Source organism: Nocardiopsis sp. iso_40, assembly GCF_056173285.1.
The window spans coordinates 4,056,745-4,073,387 of the sequence record NZ_CM149666.1 but is presented as its reverse complement, the minus strand read 5'-3'; the positions used below and the strand labels follow the sequence as shown (position 1 = coordinate 4,073,387).

Genomic DNA, 16,643 nt, shown 5'->3' with positions numbered 1-16,643 from the left:
GCGTACACCGACGGGCGGCCCGGCCGGGCCCTCGGGACCGGGCCGGGCCGCCCGCGGACGCTGTGGAAACGGCGGGTGGCGGGTCAGGAGACCGTGGGGCCGGCGGTCCCGGGCGCACCCTGGCTGCCGTGGTCCTCGCTGGGCATGTCGCGGGCGACGAAGGTCTCCACGTCGAACAGGTTGCCGTTGGCCCGGTCGACCACGTTGAGGAGGGTCGACATCTTGGCGACCTCCTCGACCTGCTCCTGGATGAACCACTGGAGGAACTGTTCGCCGGTGTAGTCGTCCTCGTCACGGGCGACCCTTGCCAGGCGCTGGAACTGGTCGCTCACCTCGCGCTCCTGCCGCAGAGCCAGGGCGACCAGGTCCCGGGCGACGGCGAAATCGGTCTCGATCTCGTCCACGCCGGGAAGGGTGAACGTCACGTCGCTGTCGAGGAGGTACCGCACGATCATCATCGCGTGGTCCCGCTCCTCGAGGGACTGCTCGTAGAAGACCCTGGCCAACTGGGGCAGGTCCTGGTCGTCGAACCAGGCCGCGATCGCCACGTACTGGTGCGAGGCCGTGAACTCGTGCCGCACCTGGTCAACCAGGAGGCGGTGGAACTTGGAAAGGCTGCTATCGCTGGTCTTGTTCGAAGTCATGCCGCTACGATAACTCATTCAAAGGCATTTTGCGAAACGCCCGAAAAGGGGCTGAGAATGGTTAGGCAAGCCTTTCTTGTGCTTGATTAGGTTAGGTGTTCCAAACTTAGGGCGAGCTTATTTGATTTGTTTGCGGGGGAGTGTGCGCGGATGTCTGTCGAAGCAGGGGTTCGCGCCGGTCGTGCGGGTGTGGTGTCCATCATCCGGACGCCGTCACCCACGGGTCGGGCGAAGCCCCCTAGACTGGGGACGTGATCAGTCGAATCGACCTTCGAGGCTCCCAGGGCGACCCGCGCGAAGCGCTTCCGCGCGCCGAAATCGATGTGGCGGACGCCACCGAACGCGTCCGACCCCTCTGCGAGGACGTGCGCCATCGCGGAACCGAGGCCCTGATCGAACTCACCGAGCGCTTCGACGGCGTGCGGCTCACCGACATCCGCGTCCCCGGTGCGGCCCTCGAGACCGCACTCGCCGAACTGGACCCCGCCGTGCGCGCGGCGCTGGAGGAGTCCATCCACCGCGCCCGCAAGGTCCACCACGAACAGCGGCGCCGGACCCACACCACCCAGGTCGTGCCCGGCGGCACCGTCACCGAGAAGTGGATCCCGGTCAACCGCGTCGGCCTCTACGTGCCGGGCGGCCGCGCCGTCTACCCGTCCAGCGTCATCATGAACGTCGTCCCCGCCCAGGAGGCGGGCGTGTCCTCCCTGGCGGTCACCTCACCGCCCCAGAAGGAGTTCGGCGGCCTGCCCCACCCGACGATCCTCGCCGCCTGCGCACTGCTCGGCGTCGACGAGGTGTACGCGGTCGGCGGCGCCCAGGCAGTGGCGATGTTCGCCCACGGCACGGCTGACTGCGCACGCGTGGACATGGTCACCGGCCCCGGCAACATCTGGGTCGCCGCCGCCAAACGACTGCTCAAGGGCGTCATCGGCATCGACGCGGAGGCCGGCCCCACCGAGATCGCGATCCTCGCCGACTCCACCGCCAACCCCGACTACGTCGCGGCCGACCTCATCAGCCAGGCCGAACACGACGTCGTCGCGGCCTCGGTCCTGGTCACCCCGGACGAGGCGCTCGCAGAGGCGGTCACCGAACAACTCGCCGCGCGCGTCGCCGCCACCAAGCACAGCGACCGCGTCCGTGAGGCCCTCTCCGGCCCGCAGTCCGGCATCGTCCTGGTCGACGACCTCGAACAGGGCCTGGCCGTGGTCGACGCCTACGCGGCCGAACACCTGGAGATCATGACCGCCGACGCCCCGGCGTGGGCCGCGCGCGTGCGCAACGCCGGAGCGGTCTTCGTCGGCGACCATTCGCCGGTCTCCCTCGGCGACTACGCCGCGGGCTCCAACCACGTGTTGCCCACCGGCGGCTGCGCCTGCCACACCGGCGGCCTGAGCGTGCAGACCTTCCTGCGCGGGGTGCACATCGTCGAGTACGACCGTGACGCGCTGGCCGACGTCGCTCACCACGTCATCACCCTGGCCGAGGCCGAGGACCTGCCCGCACACGGCGAGGCCGTCGCCGCCCGCACCGGCCGTGCCGGGGGAGGGGCCACACCTTAGCCAGGGGGTGCCGTCCGGGCGCCGAGGGCCCCACCCCTCCAGACACCCGGACACCGGCCGAAGCGAAGCGGAGGCCACAGATCAACACAGCCGAAGGCCGCCCGGCGGAGCGGACCGGCCACGGGGCACACCGCGACCACGGCGGCCCCGTGCGTCCGCGCCGCCACAACCGACCATGAGTGTGAAACCAGTGAGCTTCACCCTGAACGACCTGCCCCTGCGCGACGACCTGCGCGGGCGCTCGCCCTACGGCGCACCCCAGCTGGACGTGCCGGTGGTCCTCAACACCAACGAGAACCCGCACGCGCCCTCCCCGCGGTTGGCCAAGGCCCTGGCCGAGGCCGTCGCCGACACCGCCCTGGGGCTCAACCGCTACCCGGACCGCGACGCGGTCCGACTGCGCGAGGGCCTGGCCGCCTACCTCGGCCACGACCTGACCGCGGCCAACGTCTGGGCGGCCAACGGCTCCAACGAGATCCTCCAGCAACTCCTCCAGGCCTTCGGCGGCCCGGGCCGCACGGCGATGGGTTTCGAACCCTCCTACTCCATGCACCCGATCATCGCCCGGGGCACCGGAACGGGCTGGGTGTCGGTGCCCCGCGACGCCGATTTCCGCATCGACGTGGAGGCCGCGCTCAGGGCCGTCGCCGAGCACCGGCCCAGCGTCATCTTCCTGACCTCGCCCAACAACCCGACCGGTACCGCCCTGGAGATCGCTGACATCGAGCGCATCGCCCGGGCGGCTCCCGGTGTGGTGGTGGTAGACGAGGCCTACGCCGAGTTCCGCCGCGAGGGCACCCCCAGTGCCCTGACCGTGCTCGCCGACCACCCGCGGACCATCGTCTCGCGCACCATGTCGAAGGCCTTCGCCATGGCCGGCGCGCGGGTGGGCTACCTGGCCGCACACCCCGCCGTGGTCGACGCCCTCCAACTGGTCCGGCTGCCCTACCACCTGTCCGCCGTCACCCAGGCGGTCGCCACCACGGCCCTGGACCACGCCGACGAACTCCTCGGAGCCGTCGCCGACCTGCGCGCCGAACGCGACTCCCTCGTCCGATGGCTGCGCGCACAGGGTTTCTCCGTCGCCGACTCCGACGCCAACTTCGTCATGTTCGGTGAGTTCGAGGACCGCACCCGGGTCTGGCAGAACATGCTGGACCAGCAGGTCCTCATCCGCGAGGTCGGCCCGCCCGGTTGGCTGCGCGTCACCGTCGGCACCCCCGACGAGATGGCCGCCTTCCGCACGGCCCTGCTGACGGCCACCGGCCGGTAACCACCACAGCCCACAACCGCACTACCGAGGATCTGGCACCATGAGCCGCACCGGGCGCGTCGAACGCGCAACCAAGGAAACCAAGGTCCTGGTCGAGGTCGACCTGGACGGCACCGGGGTCGCCGACGTCTCCACCGGCGTCGGCTTCTTCGACCACATGCTCGACCAGCTCGCCAAGCACGGCCTGTTCGACCTGACCGTGCGCACCGAGGGCGACCTGCACATCGACTCGCACCACACCATGGAGGACACCGCCCTCGCCCTGGGCGCAGCCTTCCGCGAGGCGCTCGGCGACCGGGCCGGCATCCGCCGCTTCGCCGACGCCAAGGTGCCCCTGGACGAGGCCCTCGCCGAGGTCACCGTCGACGTCTCCGGCCGCCCCTACCTGGTGCACACCGAACCCGAGGGCATGGCCCCGGTCATCGGCCGCGACTACGACACCACCATGACCCGGCACATCTTCGAGTCCTTCGTGGCCCAGGCCCGCGTGGCCCTGCACGTCCGCGTGCCCTACGGCCGCAACGCCCACCACATCGTCGAGGCACAGTTCAAGGCCTTCGCCCGCGCCCTGCGCCTGGCCACCGAGGACGACCCGCGGGTCACCGGCGTCCCGTCCACCAAGGGCGTCCTGTAGATGGACACCGACATCTGGGGGCTGGCCCTGCTCGTGCTCGCGGGGTTCCTCGCCGGGGGCGTGTACGCGATGTGGGGCGTCAACCGTGTCCTCGCCCTCGCCCTGGCCGGCTGCGTGGCGCTCGCCGCCGCCTCCGGGGTCCTCCGGCTCGGCTACCTCTAACGGAAGGGACGGACCTGATGCCGTCACGAGTGGTCGTCTTCGACTACGGGTCGGGCAACCTCCGCTCGGCCCAACGCGCCATGGAACGCACCGGCGCCGACGTCACCGTCACCTCGGACCCGCACGCCGCACTGGACGCCGACGGGCTCGTCGTCCCGGGCGTGGGCGCCTTCAGCGCCTGCATGGCCAGCCTCAGGGCCGCGGGCGGCGACCGGATCATCGGCCGCCGTGTGGCCGGGGGGCGCCCCGTCCTGGGGATCTGCGTGGGTATGCAGGTCCTCTTCGAACGCGGGATCGAGCAGGCCGACGTGCAGGCCGAGGACCGCGCCACCGAGGGCTGCGGCGAGTGGCCCGGCACGGTCGAGCGCCTGCAAGCGCCGGTCGTGCCGCACATGGGCTGGAACACCGTGGCCCCGCCCGAGGGCTCGCGCCTGTTCTCGGGCGTCGGCCCCGAGGAGCGCTTCTACTTCGTGCACTCCTACGCGGTCCGCCACTGGGGTTTCACCGCCAGCAGTGACCGCATCCGCTCACCCCGGGTGACCTGGTCCGAGCACGGCGAGCCGTTCGTGGCCGCCGTGGAGAACGGACCGCTCAGCGCCACCCAGTTCCACCCGGAGAAGTCCGGGGACGCCGGGGCGCGCGTCCTGGCCAACTGGGTCTCCACCCTGTAGCCGCACCCAGTAGCCGTATCCATCCTGTACCGAACCGAGCACGAGAAGGCTTTATGACCGGCGAGCCCACCCCGTCGACCCCCGCACTCGAACTGCTGCCCGCCGTGGACGTGGCGGGCGGGCAGGCCGTCCAGCTCGTCCAGGGCAAGGCCGGGTCCGGCGGACAGTACGGAGACCCCTACGAGGCGGCCGCGGCCTGGCAGAGCGCCGGGGCCGAGTGGATCCACCTGGTGGACCTGGACGCTGCCTTCGGCCGGGGCCACAACCGCGACCTGCTGCGCGACATCGTCGGCCGCCTCGACGTGAGGGTCGAGATGTCCGGCGGCATCCGCGACGACGAGTCGCTGGCCGCGGCCCTGTCCACCGGATGCACACGCGTCAACATCGGCACCGCCGCCCTGGAGAACCCGGAGTGGTGCGCGAAGATCATCGCCGAGCACGGCGACCGGATCGCTATCGGCCTCGACGTGCGGGGCACCACCCTGGCGGCCCGCGGCTGGACCCGGGACGGCGGCGACCTCCTCCAGACGCTCGCCCGCCTGGAGGCCGAGGGCTGCGCCCGCTACGTGGTCACGGACGTCAACAAGGACGGCACCCTCAAGGGTCCCAACCTGGACCTGCTGCGCACCGTGTGCGAGCGTACCGACAAGCCGGTGGTCGCCAGCGGAGGCGTGTCCAGCCTCGCCGACCTGGAGGCCATCGCGGGGCTGGTCCCGCTGGGCGTGGAGGGGGCCATCATGGGCACCGCCCTGTACGAGGGCGCCTTCACCCTGGAGGACGCCCTCGCCACGGTGGGGGGAGCGGTCCGGTGAGCCTGTCCATCCGCGTCATCCCCTGCCTGGACGTCGACGCCGGACGCGTCGTCAAGGGCGTCAACTTCGAGAACCTGCGCGACGCGGGCGACCCCGTCGAGCTGGCGGGCACCTACGACGGCGGCGGAGCCGACGAGCTCACCTTCCTCGACGTCACCGCCTCCAGCGGCAACCGCGAGACCACCTACGACGTGGTGCGCCGCACCGCCGACCAGGTGTTCATCCCGCTGACCGTCGGGGGAGGGGTCCGCACCACCGACGACGTGGACCGGCTTCTGCGCGCGGGCGCCGACAAGGTCGGGGTGAACACCGCAGCGATCGCCCGCCCCGAACTGATCGGTGAGATCGCCGAGCGGTTCGGTCGCCAGGTCCTGGTGCTCTCCGCCGACGTGCGCCGCGTGCGGGAGGGCGGCGAGCCCACTCCGAGCGGTTTCGAGGTGACCACTCACGGCGGGCGCCGGGGCACCGGTACCGACGCGCTGGAGTGGTGCGCCCGCGCCGCGGAGCTGGGTGCCGGGGAGATCCTGCTCAACTCCATGGACGCCGACGGCACCAAGGCCGGGTTCGACCTGGAGCTCATCCGGGCCGTCCGGTCGCGGGTCGACGTCCCGCTGATCGCCTCGGGCGGCGCGGGCGCGGTGGAGCACTTCGTCCCCGCGGTCGAGGCGGGCGCCGACGCGGTGCTGGCCGCGACGGTCTTCCACTTCGGCGAGTTCACCATCGCCGACGTGAAGAGGAGCCTCAGGCAGGCGGGGTACCCGGTGCGCTAGCGGTACCCGCCTCCCGACGAGTCGGCCCCGGACCGGTCCCGGTCCGGGGCCGACCCTTACCCAAAACATACAGAGCGTTGCCCTGGCGTGGCGTTACGTTAACCCAACCGTGATCCGTGTGAGCATGATGCCGTCTTGCAAGCCCTACAGGGGAGCCAGTAGCCATCATGCCTGCACGCCATCTCACCAGCGGATTCGCCCGACGGGTCGCCGCCCTGGCCACGGCCGGAGCCATCGCCCTGTGCGGCGTGGCCCTCACCGCCCCGGCCGCCTCCGCGGACGACTTCGAACGCACCCCGACGGCGACCATCGAGCGGATCGAGGCACGGACCTGGCCGGTCTACTCGGTCGACAGCCCCGGCCCGAGCGTCGACGTCGAGTTCGCGCAGCACTTCATGAGCCACCTGGGGTACATCACCCCGAACCCCGGGCGCGAGTTCACCGAGGACGTGGAGGCGAAGGTCCGCGAGTTCGAGGGGGGCGTGGAGACCATCGAGGTCAACGGCGTCCTGGAGTCGCAGACCTGGATCAAGATCCGGAACATGCACTTCCCGACCCGGAGTGACGCCTACCGGTTCGGCGACCGCGGCCACGCGGTCCTCGGTATCAAGGCGGTGCTCAACGAGAAGTTCAACGCCGACCTCGACACGGGCAGCGCGCTGTACGACCAGGCCACGGTCGACGCGGTGAAGATGGCCCAGAAGGAGCTCGGGATCGGGGTGGACGGCGCGTTCGGCCGCCTGACCTACAAGGGGTCCATCACCTACGAGGCCGGCGAGGCGCGCTCCGGAGCCGCCCAGGCCCCCGCGGAGCAGGCCCCGGCCGAGAACACGCAGGACACCGGGGAACCGGAGGCGGTTCGCGGCTACTAGCCGGCGCACCACTCCGACCCCGGGGGCCCGGGGCGCCGACCGCGGCGCCCCGGGCCCGTGCGCGTGCACACCCCGGCTCCCCGACGAAGTTCGGGTTGTACGGAATAGCACGGATGCGCCCCGCGCTGAAACAATCCGGTGGAAGCTGTCGGTACCGCTGGATAGGTTGGCCGACGCGCGCTCCGTGTCCTTCGGTATGCCCGGAGCCGACCGGAGCGCGGCTTGACCGGGCCGGAGCGACCGGCCGCGGAACGGAAGCGGGGGCGTATGGCGCAGGGCACCACGACGGCGGACCAGGGAACCCGGGGGGAGGCCCCGCCCCCCGGGAACGGAACCGAGGACACCGCCGACCGACCCGCGACCCCCCAGCACAGGGGCGTCTTCACCAGGGGCGTGCGCGTCCTGGTGGTCGCCGCCCGCACCGAACCGTGGATCTTCCTCGCGGCCGTCGCCGGAGCCATGCTGCACGCCGCCGTCACCGTCGGCTCCGCCTCCGTGCTCGGCTACCTCACCGACCACACCATCCTTCCGGCCTTCGCCTCCGGTGAGACCACCGCGGCCGCCCTGCTCGCCGCGGCCGCCCTGCTGATGGCGGTCGGACTCGGCAAGGCCGTGGGCCTGGCCGCCAGACGCCTCCTCGCCGGACTCATGCAGTTCCGCATGCAGGCCCGCTACCGGCGCTCCGTCGCCCGCAAGTACCTCGAACTGCCCCTGTCCTGGCACCACCGGCACCCCACCGGCCAACTGCTCTCCAACGCCAACGCCGACGTCGAAGCCGCCTGGCAGCCCCTCGCCCCGCTGCCCATGGTCGTCGGCAGCGTGTTCATGCTGATCATCGCCTCCGTCGCCATGATCGTCACCGACCCGGTCCTCGCCCTGGTCGCCTTCGTCGTCTTCCCCGTCCTGGCCGCCGCCAACGTCTCCTTCCAACGCCGGGTCTCCCCGATGGCCTCCCGCGCCCAGGCCCTGCGGGCCGAGGTCAGCGGGGTGGCCCACGAATCCTTCGACGGCGCCCTCGTCGTCAAGACCCTGGGCCGCGAGGACACCGAGACCGAACGCTTCACCCATGCCGCCCACCGCCTGCGCGACGCCCTCATCCAGGTCGGCCGCATGCGCTCCCTGTTCGACCCCTTCATGGAGGCCCTGCCCAACCTCGGCGTCCTCGCCGTCCTCCTCCTGGGCATGTGGCGCCTGTCCACCGGAGCCGTCGAACCCGGCGAACTCGTCCAGATCGCCTTCCTCTTCACCCTCCTGACCATGCCCATCCGCTCCTTCGGATGGCTCCTGGGCGACCTGCCCCGCAGCGTCGTCGGCTGGGACCGCGTCCAGTCCGTCCTCCGCTCCGGCGGGACCATGGAGTACGGCGACCGGACCCTGGAGCCCTCCCCCCGCGGCCTCGCCCTCAGCGCGCACGGCGTCACCTTCTCCTACGCCGACGCCTACGACGCCGACGGCGGCGGCCGCGACCTGATGGACGAGACCACCACCGGGGCCCGCACCACCGTCCTCAACGGAGTCGACCTCGACATCGCCCCCGGGCGCACCGTCGCCCTCGTCGGCCCCACCGGAGCGGGCAAGTCCACGCTCACCACCGTCCTGATGCGGCTGGTCGACCCCGACACCGGCACCGTCTCCTACGACGGTGTGGACCTGCGCGACCTCGCCCGCGACCAGGTACCCGAGCACGCGGCGCTCGTACCCCAGACGACCTTCGTCTTCGAGGACACCGTCCGCGACAACATCACCCTCGGCAGGGCCGGGACCGACGACGACCAGGTCTGGGCCGCCCTGCGCCTGGCCCGGGCCGACGGCTTCATCGCCGAACTCGACGGCGGACTCGACGCCCGGCTGGGCGAGAAGGGCACCACCCTCTCCGGTGGCCAGCGCCAGCGCCTGGCCCTGGCCCGCGCCATCGTCCGCCGCCCCAGGCTCCTGATCATGGACGACGCCACCTCGGCAGTCGACCCGCAGATCGAAGCCCAGATCCTCGCCGGGCTCAGCGAGCGCGACGAGGCCGCCACCGTGGTCGTGGTCGCCTACCGCCGCGCCACCATCGAACTGGCGGACGAGGTCCTCTACATGGAGGGCGGGCGCGTCCTGGCCCGCGGCACCCACACCGAACTCCTGGCCTCCTCACCCGGCTACACCAAGCTCGTCACCGCCTACGAACGCGCCTCGGCCGAGAACGAGGCCGAGCGCACCCCGATCCCGGAGGAGCCGGGACCCACGGAACCGCACCGCCCCGCCGGAGGACACGACACCGACGCCACCGAGGAGACCAGCCGATGAGCACACCAACTCAGGCCCGCACCGACGACAGGTCGGAACGGTCGGCCGGTCGGAGCCTCGAACGGGACCCCCTGCTCTCCCTGCACCGCAACGAGGACTCCGCGCTCGACACGATCAAGCGCGGCCTCCAACTGTCCCCCGAGTTCGCCAGGGGCCTCTGGCTCACCCTGGCCTTCGCCGCCGTCGCCACCGCGGGCAAGGTCATCGTCCCCATCGCGGTCCAACAGATCATCGACAACGGACTCACCGGGAGCAGCGGCCCCGACCTGGGCTTCGTCACCCGCATGGTGACGGTCTGCGCCGGCCTCCTGGTGGTCACCATGGTCTGCTCGTACCTGATGAACCTGCGGCTCTACCGGGCCACCGAGTCCGGTCTGGCGACCCTGCGCCGCAAGGCCTTCCGGCACGTGCACGACCTGTCCGTGCTCACCCAGAACAGCGAGCGCAAGGGCGCCCTGGTCTCCCGCGTCACCGGCGACGTCGACCAGATCAGCACCTTCATGCAGTGGGGCGGCCTGCTCCTGATCGTCAGCACCGGCCAGCTCCTGGTCGCCACCATCCTCATGGCGGTCTACTCCTGGCAGCTCACCCTCGTGGTCTGGCTCTGCTTCCTGCCGCTGCTCTTCGGTGTCCGCTGGCTGCAGAAGCTCCTCTCCCGGGCCTACCTGAAGGTCCGCGAGCGCACCGGCGAGATGCTCGGCGCCATCGGCGAGACCGTCATGGGCGCCTCCGTCATCCGCGCCCACGGAATCGAGGAGCGGACCGCCGACCGGATCGACACCACCGTCCTGGCCACCCGCGGGGCCCAGGTCCGCGCCCAGCGCCTGTCCATGGCCGTCTCACCCTTCGCCGAGATCGTCGCCGCGGTCGGCAACACCGCGGTCGTCCTGGTCGGCGTGTGGTTGGGCGTCGGCGGCGACCTCACAGCGGGTCAGCTCATCGCCTTCCTGTTCCTGATGACCCTCTTCATCCAACCGATGATGATGGCCACCGAGATCTTCAACGAGGCACAGAACGCCATCGCGGGCTGGCGCCGGGTCCTCGGCGTCCTGGACACCGTCCCCGACATCGCCGACCCCGGAGAGGCCGGGCGGGTACTGCCGCGCGGACCGGTCCGGGTCGGGTTCGACGACGTCACCTACTCCTACCCGGAGGGCCCCGTCGTCCTGGACCGCGTGCACGTCGAGATCACCCCGGGCACCAGGGTCGCCGTCGTCGGCGAGACCGGCTCGGGCAAGACCACCTTCGTCAAGCTCCTCACCCGGCTGATGGACCCCGCGTCCGGAACCGTTCGCCTGGACGGGGCCGACCTCCGGGAGGTCGCCTTCTCCTCACTGCGCAACCGCGTCGTCATGGTCCCCCAGGAGGGGTTCCTCTTCGACAGCTCCCTGGGCGACAACATCCGCTTCGCCCGCCCGGAGAGCACCGACGCCGAACTGGAGGCGGCCGTCACCGAGCTCGGCCTGTCCGACTGGCTGGGCAGCCTGGCCCACGGCCTCGACACCCCGGTCGGCCAGCGGGGTGAGTCCCTCTCCGCGGGGGAGCGGCAGCTCGTCGCCCTGGTCCGCGCCTACATCGCCGACCCGGACCTGCTCGTCCTGGACGAGGCCACCTCGGCCGTCGACCCGCACACCGAGGTCCGCATCCAGCGCGCCCTGGACCGGCTGACCCACGGCCGTACCTCGGTCGCGATCGCGCACCGCCTGTCCACCGCCGAAGCCGCAGACCGGGTCCTGGTCTTCGACGACGGCAGGATCGTGCAGAGCGGTTCGCACAGCGAACTCGTGGCCCGGCCCGGCGTGTACGCGAACCTGTACGCCTCCTGGGTGCGCTCCTCCGCCTGACCCGCGGTCCGACCGGCCACGGGGCGCCCCCGCACCTCAGCCGCAGGGGGCGCCCCTGCCCGCCCGTACCCCCTACCGCCCCGAGCGGGACCACCAGTGGGCCGCCAGCAGCTCCGCCACCAGCGGTTCGGTCAGCAGGCTCACGTCGGGGTCGCCGTCACCCGGGTAACGCACCGTCAGCGCCGCCCCCGGCACCCGTTCCCGGCCCGGTGTGGGGCCCACCGCCACGAACGCGCCGCGGAGTTGGACCAGGTGCTCGGCGAAGCGCTGGTCGTAGGAGGAGCCGGCGAACAGCAGCGCCCGGTAGTCCGTCACCGCGGCCAGGTGTCGGCCCGTGTGCGACCACTCACCGGTCTCGGCGGCGTGCGCGGACCGGATCGGTCCCCGGCGCAGCACCTGGACCCCCTGCTCGGCCGAGGCGGTGCGTTCGGCCGGCGCGACCAGGTGCACCCCGTCCGGGGAGTCCAGCAGCTCCGCGGCTTCGGGCACCCATTCGGGTGCGCGCTCCAACAGCACCCGGGAGGCGTTGGCGGCCCGCCGGAGCAGCCCGGGGAAGTTGGCGCTGCCCCCCACCGGGGGAGCCCCCAACCGGTGCCCCAGCAACAGCAGCAGCGCCAGGGCGTGCTGATAGGCGCGGCACCCCAGGCCGCCGCGCTCCGCCCCCGCCCGGAGGGGCACCAGCAGATCCGCGTACCGTGCCACCACCGCGTCCTGGTCGGGGGCGAGCACGATCACCGGACAGCGCCCCACGTAGCGGTCCAGGACCGCGTGCAGTTCCCGCTGGCCCTCGCCCAGGCTCACCGCCACCACGAGCGTTTCCGGCCCCGCCGGCGGCTCCTCGGTGGAGGTGGAGAAGTCGGTGTGTGCCGCGATCCCCCCGCGCCGCAGCCGGGCCGCCGCCACACCGCAGGCGTGCCGTGCCGCACCCAGACCGAGGAAGCGCACCGAGGCGGGTTCGTCCTCCAGCAGCGCCGGCAGTGCGGCGTAGGGGTCCCAGCGCGGAAAGCGCTGGGCGAGCTCGGTCAACGCGGCGGGTTTCCCCGCCAGGTCGGCGGCCAGGTACTCGGCGGTCAATTCAAGCTCCCGGGCTGGCGGAACCGTTGGAACGGCGATGTCACGGACGCACGAACTCTAGTCCGCCCCCACGGGCGCCGACGGCAACCAGTACCCGGTGAACACCGCTCGGACGGCGGCCATAACCTGGGTGCATGAGCGTCACCAACCTCGACCCGGACATCGCCGCACGTCTGAAGCGCAACGCGGACGGCCTCGTCCCCGCCGTCGTGCAGCAGCACGACACCGGCCAGGTCCTCATGCTGGCCTGGATGGACGACGAGGCGCTGCACCGCACCCTCACCACGCGTGACGCCACCTACTGGTCCCGCAGCCGGGGCGAGTACTGGGTCAAGGGCGCCACCTCCGGGCACACCCAGCGTGTGGTGTCCGTCGCACTGGACTGCGACGGCGACACCCTCCTGGTCCGCGTCGACCAGACCGGTGCCGCCTGTCACACCGGCGACCACACGTGTTTCGACGCCGGACGGCTGCTGTGAACTCCACCCGGCCCTCCGGGCCGCGCCGTGAGTACGGCCTCAGCATGCTCGCCATGGCTGCGGGTGCCGGACTCATGCTGGCCTCGTCCGGCCGGGTGTGGGCGACCGGGACGCTCGCCTCACCCGGACCGGTCGCACCGGTCCCGGTCGAACTCACCGGCGCGGACCTCACCGGGGCCCTGAGCGGCCTCGGCTGGGCCGGACTCGCGGGGATCGTGGGCCTGTACGCCGCCCGCTCCTGGGCGCGCCGCCTCGTGGGCGCGCTCGTGGCGGCCTGCGGTGTGTTCGCGTTCACCGCCCTCTGGTCGGCCACCCGCCCGGAAGCCCTGGCCGGCGCCGTCACCGAACTCGCCACCGACACGGCCGGAACCGGGGAGATGGCGGGCGCCCCCGACATCCTCCCCCTGGGCCCGGCCATGGGTGCGGTCGGTGCCGTTCTGCTGGTCCTGAGCGGCATGGCCGCGGTCATACGTGCCCCTGCCTGGCCCGGCATGGGAAACCGGTACGATCGGGACGCCGCACCGCGTCCGCACCAGGCGCAGACACCTGCCGACCTGTGGAAATCGCTGGATGCCGGTGACGACCCCACACTTGCCGCCCCGGGCGGCGGGACGCCCGCCGGAACCGAACCGGCGGTCCGTGCCGAACCCGGTGACGACACCGAACCCGCACCGCCGGCCGACCGGCGGGCCGAACCGAAGGAGAACCACTGATGGCCGACGAGCACCACGAAGAACACGACGACCACGGCAACACCGTCTCCGCCTGGTTCCTCACCGTCAGCTGGATCGTGGCGTGGACCGTGGCTGCCGTTGCCATCATGACCGGTGGAAACCTCGTGACGTGGACCGTCATCGGTCTGGTCGCCAGCGTCGCGCTCGCCGTTGTCGCCGGTGTGATGAAGAAGGCCGGTCTGGGCCGCAAGGAGCCGCGCCCGGTGCCCCCCACCCGCGAGGAGTGGGAGGCGGACCGCAAGGCCACGACCGCGGGCGGTCAGTAGCCGACCGCGCCGCCCCTGAACACCCGCGGCTCATCACGGGCAGGCGGCGCGGAAAAGACGAGAATCCCGCGGGGCAGGTACGTTCGCCTCACCGAGCCGTCCGCCGCGCCGTGGCCACGGTCCGTCGGAAACCGGTGTTCCGTGCCTGTCCCCGCCGGACCCGTGCGCGGCCGGGACCGGTCGCGCCGTCCCCGTCATCCTCCGGAAAGACACGCACTCATGAGTTACGGTCCCCCGCCCCCAGGCAACCCCGGAGGCCCGCCGCCCGGCGGGGGCCACGGCTGGCCCGACGCGCCCCACGGTGCGCCCGCCGACGGCAACGGTCAGCCCACCGGCGGCTACGGACCTCCCACGGGGGGATACGGCCAGCACGCCCCGTACTACGGCTGGCCCGCCGGACCGTACGGGCCGCCCGGCGCCTTCGGCGTGCAGCCGCCCGTGGGCGAGCCCCCCAAGAACTACCTGGTGTTCAACATCCTGGGGATCTTCGGCTGTGTGAGCGTCGTCGGCATCATCGGCCTGATCTTCGCCCTCCAGGTCAACAACAGGTGGCAGATGGGCGACTACGCGGGCGCCGAGTCCGCGGCCGGCACCGCCAGGATCCTCGGCGTCATCGGCCTGGTCGGCTTCGTGATCGTCGCTGCGATCTGCGTCTTCTACCTGCTCATGTTCCTCGGCATGGGCGTCATGATGCTCACCGCCTAGGACCCCGGACACCGGGCCGGCGCACGGTTCCGCCGTCCCGCGGGCCCGCCGTACCAGGGGCAGGGCCTTCCGGCCCCGCCCCCGCACGGCGCGGAACCGGACCCGTTTCCGGGCCCTCGCGTACGCCGCCGCCCCCGAAGGTAGGCTCGGCTCCGTGCAGCACGACAAGACCCCCGCCCCCGCAGAGGCGGGCACGCCCGCGGCACCCACCCTGGCCGACCGGATCGGTGCGGTCGGCGCGCGGGTGCACCCCGTCACCTGGCCGCTCTCCCTCGGTGCCCTGGGACTGGCCGCGGCGGCCCTCCTCCACCTCGTGGACCCCAACGAGCCGGGCAACTACCCCACCTGCCCCTGGCTGCTGCTCACCGGCACCTTCTGCCCCGGTTGCGGCACCATGCGGGCCGTAGCCCTCCTCACCCGCCTGGACGTCACCGGGGCCCTGGGCATGAACCCGCTGCTGCTCCTGCTGCTGCCCTACCTGGCCTACTCCTACCTCACCTGGCTGATCGGAACCCTGCGCCCGCGCACACGGCCGCGCGACCCCACCCCCACCTGGTTCATCTGGGCGGTCCTCGGCGCCTTCGTCGTCTTCTGGATCGCCCGTAACCTGCCCTGGTTCGCCTTCCTCGCGCCCGGGACCCCGCTCCTTCCGCAGTGGTGACTGCTCCACCGGCGTGGTGACACGGGGGCGGCGGCCTCCCGGTGCCCGAGGGTGGATACGATGACCAGCACACGGTGTGACAGCCGAGCGACCCGAGTCCGCTCAGCCCACTGCGTCCGAACCCGGACCGTCCACCGTCAACCGAACCCATGGACGAGGGAGCTAGAACTGGTGAGCGTGCTCGACGAGATCCTCGACGGAGTACGCGCTGACCTGGCGCAGCGGCAGGCGGCCCTCCCGCTGGACCGTCTCAAGGCCCAAGCCGAGTCGGTGCCCGTCCCCAAGGACGCCGAAGCCGCCCTGCGCCGCCCCGGCGTCCACGTGATCGCCGAGGTCAAGCGGGCCAGCCCCTCCAAGGGGCCGCTCGCCTCCATCACCGACCCCGCGGCCCTGGCCCGCGACTACGAGGCCGGCGGAGCCACCCTGATCAGCGTGCTCACCGAGCAGCGCCGGTTCAACGGCAGCCTCGAGGACCTGCGCACGGTCCACGAGGCCGTCGACACCCCGCTGCTGCGCAAGGACTTCGTCGTCAGCTCCTACCAGCTGTGGGAGGCCCGCGTCTTCGGCGCCTCCGCGATCCTGCTCATCGTCGCGGCCCTGTCCCAGGAGGCCCTGGTCTCCCTGGTCGAACGGGCCCGCTCGCTGGACCTGACCCCGCTGGTCGAGGTACACGACGAGGAGGAGGTCGCCCGCGCCCTCGACGCCGGGGCCACCGTCATCGGTGTCAACGCGCGCAACCTCAAGACCCTCGAAGTCGACCGGGACACCTTCGCCCGGCTCGCACCCCTCATCCCGGCGGACCGTGTCAGAATCGCGGAGTCCGGTATCCGCGGCCCGCACGACCTGCTGGCCTACGCCGGAGCCGGAGCCGGAGCCGTCCTGGTCGGTGAGAGCCTCGTCCGCGGACGCAACCCGCGCGAGGCCGTCGCCGACCTGGTGACCGCCGGTGCACACCCCGCACTGCGCGACCGGAACTGACGGGGAACCACGATGGGAACGACTACGGCACCCACGGAGCCCCGCGGCACGCTCACGCTCCGCGGCCGATGGCTCTAGGGAGCCCGTAGGCGCACAGCCCGCGGGTTCCCCTCGCCGCGTTCACCCGAACCAACCGCGCCGCCGGAGCCAGGCGGCGCACATCCGGTCGGCGCGCGGCCCCACGGCGCGACGCCCCGGGGACCCCGCGGT

General features: G+C 72.1%; 18 protein-coding genes. 16 read left to right on the top strand and 2 right to left on the bottom strand.

The genetic code is table 11. The features are described 5' to 3' along the window. Positions 1 to 83: 83 nt before the first annotated feature. Positions 84 to 644, bottom strand: a complete 561-nt coding sequence (locus AC0VYD_RS17725; RefSeq protein ID WP_475476625.1) for a ferritin — start codon at positions 642 to 644, stop codon at positions 84 to 86. 251 nt (positions 645 to 895) lie between these two features. Between AC0VYD_RS17725 and hisD the strand changes: the two genes are divergently transcribed. The 10 genes from hisD to AC0VYD_RS17675 all read left to right on the top strand — a co-directional run bounded on the left by hisD (position 896) and on the right by AC0VYD_RS17675 (position 11,536). Further along, positions 896 to 2,209 (top strand): histidinol dehydrogenase, encoded by a 1,314-nt coding sequence (gene hisD / locus AC0VYD_RS17720; RefSeq protein ID WP_475476624.1) that lies wholly within the window; start codon positions 896 to 898, stop codon positions 2,207 to 2,209. Between the two features lie 175 nt (positions 2,210 to 2,384). Next, entirely contained in the window at positions 2,385 to 3,482 is a 1,098-nt protein-coding gene (locus tag AC0VYD_RS17715; RefSeq protein WP_475476623.1) for a histidinol-phosphate transaminase, read from the top strand. Between the two features lie 40 nt (positions 3,483 to 3,522). After that, the gene (gene hisB, locus AC0VYD_RS17710; RefSeq protein WP_452541780.1) at positions 3,523 to 4,116 is read left to right on the top strand and encodes an imidazoleglycerol-phosphate dehydratase HisB; all 594 of its coding nucleotides are present in this window, start codon (positions 3,523 to 3,525) and stop codon (positions 4,114 to 4,116) included. Beyond that, positions 4,117 to 4,278, top strand: coding sequence for a hypothetical protein (locus AC0VYD_RS17705; RefSeq protein ID WP_473038864.1), 162 nt, complete (start codon positions 4,117 to 4,119; stop codon positions 4,276 to 4,278). 17 nt (positions 4,279 to 4,295) lie between these two features. Continuing rightward, entirely contained in the window at positions 4,296 to 4,949 is a 654-nt protein-coding gene (gene hisH / locus AC0VYD_RS17700) for an imidazole glycerol phosphate synthase subunit HisH (RefSeq protein ID WP_475476622.1), read from the top strand. A 53-nt stretch (positions 4,950 to 5,002) separates the two neighbouring features. Further along, positions 5,003 to 5,761: a bifunctional 1-(5-phosphoribosyl)-5-((5-phosphoribosylamino)methylideneamino)imidazole-4-carboxamide isomerase/phosphoribosylanthranilate isomerase PriA gene (gene priA, locus AC0VYD_RS17695; protein ID WP_475476621.1), complete on the top strand. Its 759-nt coding sequence runs from the start codon at positions 5,003 to 5,005 to the stop codon at positions 5,759 to 5,761. Next, positions 5,758 to 6,531 carry an imidazole glycerol phosphate synthase subunit HisF gene (gene hisF, locus AC0VYD_RS17690; RefSeq protein WP_191272276.1) on the top strand — a complete coding sequence of 258 codons (774 nt, stop codon included), beginning with the start codon at positions 5,758 to 5,760 and terminating at the stop codon, positions 6,529 to 6,531. Before priA ends, hisF begins: the two co-directional genes overlap by 4 nt. A 167-nt stretch (positions 6,532 to 6,698) precedes the next feature. Then, positions 6,699 to 7,403 (top strand): peptidoglycan-binding domain-containing protein, encoded by a 705-nt coding sequence (locus tag AC0VYD_RS17685; RefSeq protein ID WP_475476620.1) that lies wholly within the window; start codon positions 6,699 to 6,701, stop codon positions 7,401 to 7,403. A gap of 267 nt (positions 7,404 to 7,670) precedes the next feature. After that, positions 7,671 to 9,692: an ABC transporter ATP-binding protein gene (locus tag AC0VYD_RS17680; RefSeq protein ID WP_475476619.1), complete on the top strand. Its 2,022-nt coding sequence runs from the start codon at positions 7,671 to 7,673 to the stop codon at positions 9,690 to 9,692. Then, a complete protein-coding gene (locus AC0VYD_RS17675) occupies positions 9,689 to 11,536 on the top strand; it encodes an ABC transporter ATP-binding protein (RefSeq protein ID WP_475476618.1) in 1,848 nt (615 codons plus the stop codon). Before AC0VYD_RS17680 ends, AC0VYD_RS17675 begins: the two co-directional genes overlap by 4 nt. 72 nt (positions 11,537 to 11,608) lie before the next feature. On the opposite strand, the gene AC0VYD_RS17670 is transcribed toward AC0VYD_RS17675, so the two are convergent. Beyond that, positions 11,609 to 12,610: a sugar isomerase gene (locus AC0VYD_RS17670; RefSeq protein WP_475476617.1), complete on the bottom strand. Its 1,002-nt coding sequence runs from the start codon at positions 12,608 to 12,610 to the stop codon at positions 11,609 to 11,611. Between the two features lie 134 nt (positions 12,611 to 12,744). Between AC0VYD_RS17670 and hisI the strand changes: the two genes are divergently transcribed. From hisI to trpC, 6 genes are all read left to right on the top strand, one after another. Continuing rightward, entirely contained in the window at positions 12,745 to 13,089 is a 345-nt protein-coding gene (gene hisI / locus AC0VYD_RS17665; protein WP_475476616.1) for a phosphoribosyl-AMP cyclohydrolase, read from the top strand. Positions 13,090 to 13,133: 44 nt separating this feature from the next. Next, positions 13,134 to 13,802 (top strand): Trp biosynthesis-associated membrane protein, encoded by a 669-nt coding sequence (locus AC0VYD_RS17660; protein ID WP_475480293.1) that lies wholly within the window; start codon positions 13,134 to 13,136, stop codon positions 13,800 to 13,802. After that, positions 13,802 to 14,089 carry an HGxxPAAW family protein gene (locus tag AC0VYD_RS17655; RefSeq protein WP_475476615.1) on the top strand — a complete coding sequence of 96 codons (288 nt, stop codon included), beginning with the start codon at positions 13,802 to 13,804 and terminating at the stop codon, positions 14,087 to 14,089. Before AC0VYD_RS17660 ends, AC0VYD_RS17655 begins: the two co-directional genes overlap by 1 nt. Positions 14,090 to 14,308: 219 nt before the next feature. Beyond that, positions 14,309 to 14,794 carry a CD225/dispanin family protein gene (locus AC0VYD_RS17650; RefSeq protein WP_475476614.1) on the top strand — a complete coding sequence of 162 codons (486 nt, stop codon included), beginning with the start codon at positions 14,309 to 14,311 and terminating at the stop codon, positions 14,792 to 14,794. A 154-nt stretch (positions 14,795 to 14,948) separates the two neighbouring features. Then, positions 14,949 to 15,455: a DUF2752 domain-containing protein gene (locus AC0VYD_RS17645; RefSeq protein ID WP_475476613.1), complete on the top strand. Its 507-nt coding sequence runs from the start codon at positions 14,949 to 14,951 to the stop codon at positions 15,453 to 15,455. Between the two features lie 171 nt (positions 15,456 to 15,626). After that, positions 15,627 to 16,433, top strand: coding sequence for an indole-3-glycerol phosphate synthase TrpC (gene trpC / locus AC0VYD_RS17640; RefSeq protein WP_191272235.1), 807 nt, complete (start codon positions 15,627 to 15,629; stop codon positions 16,431 to 16,433). Positions 16,434 to 16,643 lie beyond the last annotated feature (210 nt).

What these genes read in the sequence shown, in the direction of transcription:
- hisB (WP_452541780.1), top strand. Translation starts at nt 3,523, where the DNA reads ATGAGCCGCACCGGGCGCGTCGAACGCGCAACCAAGGAAACCAAGGTC.
- AC0VYD_RS17715 (WP_475476623.1), top strand. Translation starts at nt 2,385, where the DNA reads ATGAGTGTGAAACCAGTGAGCTTCACCCTGAACGACCTGCCCCTGCGC.
- AC0VYD_RS17650 (WP_475476614.1), top strand. Translation starts at nt 14,309, where the DNA reads ATGAGTTACGGTCCCCCGCCCCCAGGCAACCCCGGAGGCCCGCCGCCC.
- AC0VYD_RS17725 (WP_475476625.1), bottom strand. Translation starts at nt 644, where the DNA reads ATGACTTCGAACAAGACCAGCGATAGCAGCCTTTCCAAGTTCCACCGC.
- hisH (WP_475476622.1), top strand. Translation starts at nt 4,296, where the DNA reads ATGCCGTCACGAGTGGTCGTCTTCGACTACGGGTCGGGCAACCTCCGC.
- AC0VYD_RS17705 (WP_473038864.1), top strand. Translation starts at nt 4,117, where the DNA reads ATGGACACCGACATCTGGGGGCTGGCCCTGCTCGTGCTCGCGGGGTTC.
- AC0VYD_RS17675 (WP_475476618.1), top strand. Translation starts at nt 9,689, where the DNA reads ATGAGCACACCAACTCAGGCCCGCACCGACGACAGGTCGGAACGGTCG.
- AC0VYD_RS17655 (WP_475476615.1), top strand. Translation starts at nt 13,802, where the DNA reads ATGGCCGACGAGCACCACGAAGAACACGACGACCACGGCAACACCGTC.
- hisI (WP_475476616.1), top strand. Translation starts at nt 12,745, where the DNA reads ATGAGCGTCACCAACCTCGACCCGGACATCGCCGCACGTCTGAAGCGC.
- AC0VYD_RS17660 (WP_475480293.1), top strand. Translation starts at nt 13,134, where the DNA reads ATGCTCGCCATGGCTGCGGGTGCCGGACTCATGCTGGCCTCGTCCGGC.
- AC0VYD_RS17680 (WP_475476619.1), top strand. Translation starts at nt 7,671, where the DNA reads ATGGCGCAGGGCACCACGACGGCGGACCAGGGAACCCGGGGGGAGGCC.
- priA (WP_475476621.1), top strand. Translation starts at nt 5,003, where the DNA reads ATGACCGGCGAGCCCACCCCGTCGACCCCCGCACTCGAACTGCTGCCC.
- AC0VYD_RS17685 (WP_475476620.1), top strand. Translation starts at nt 6,699, where the DNA reads ATGCCTGCACGCCATCTCACCAGCGGATTCGCCCGACGGGTCGCCGCC.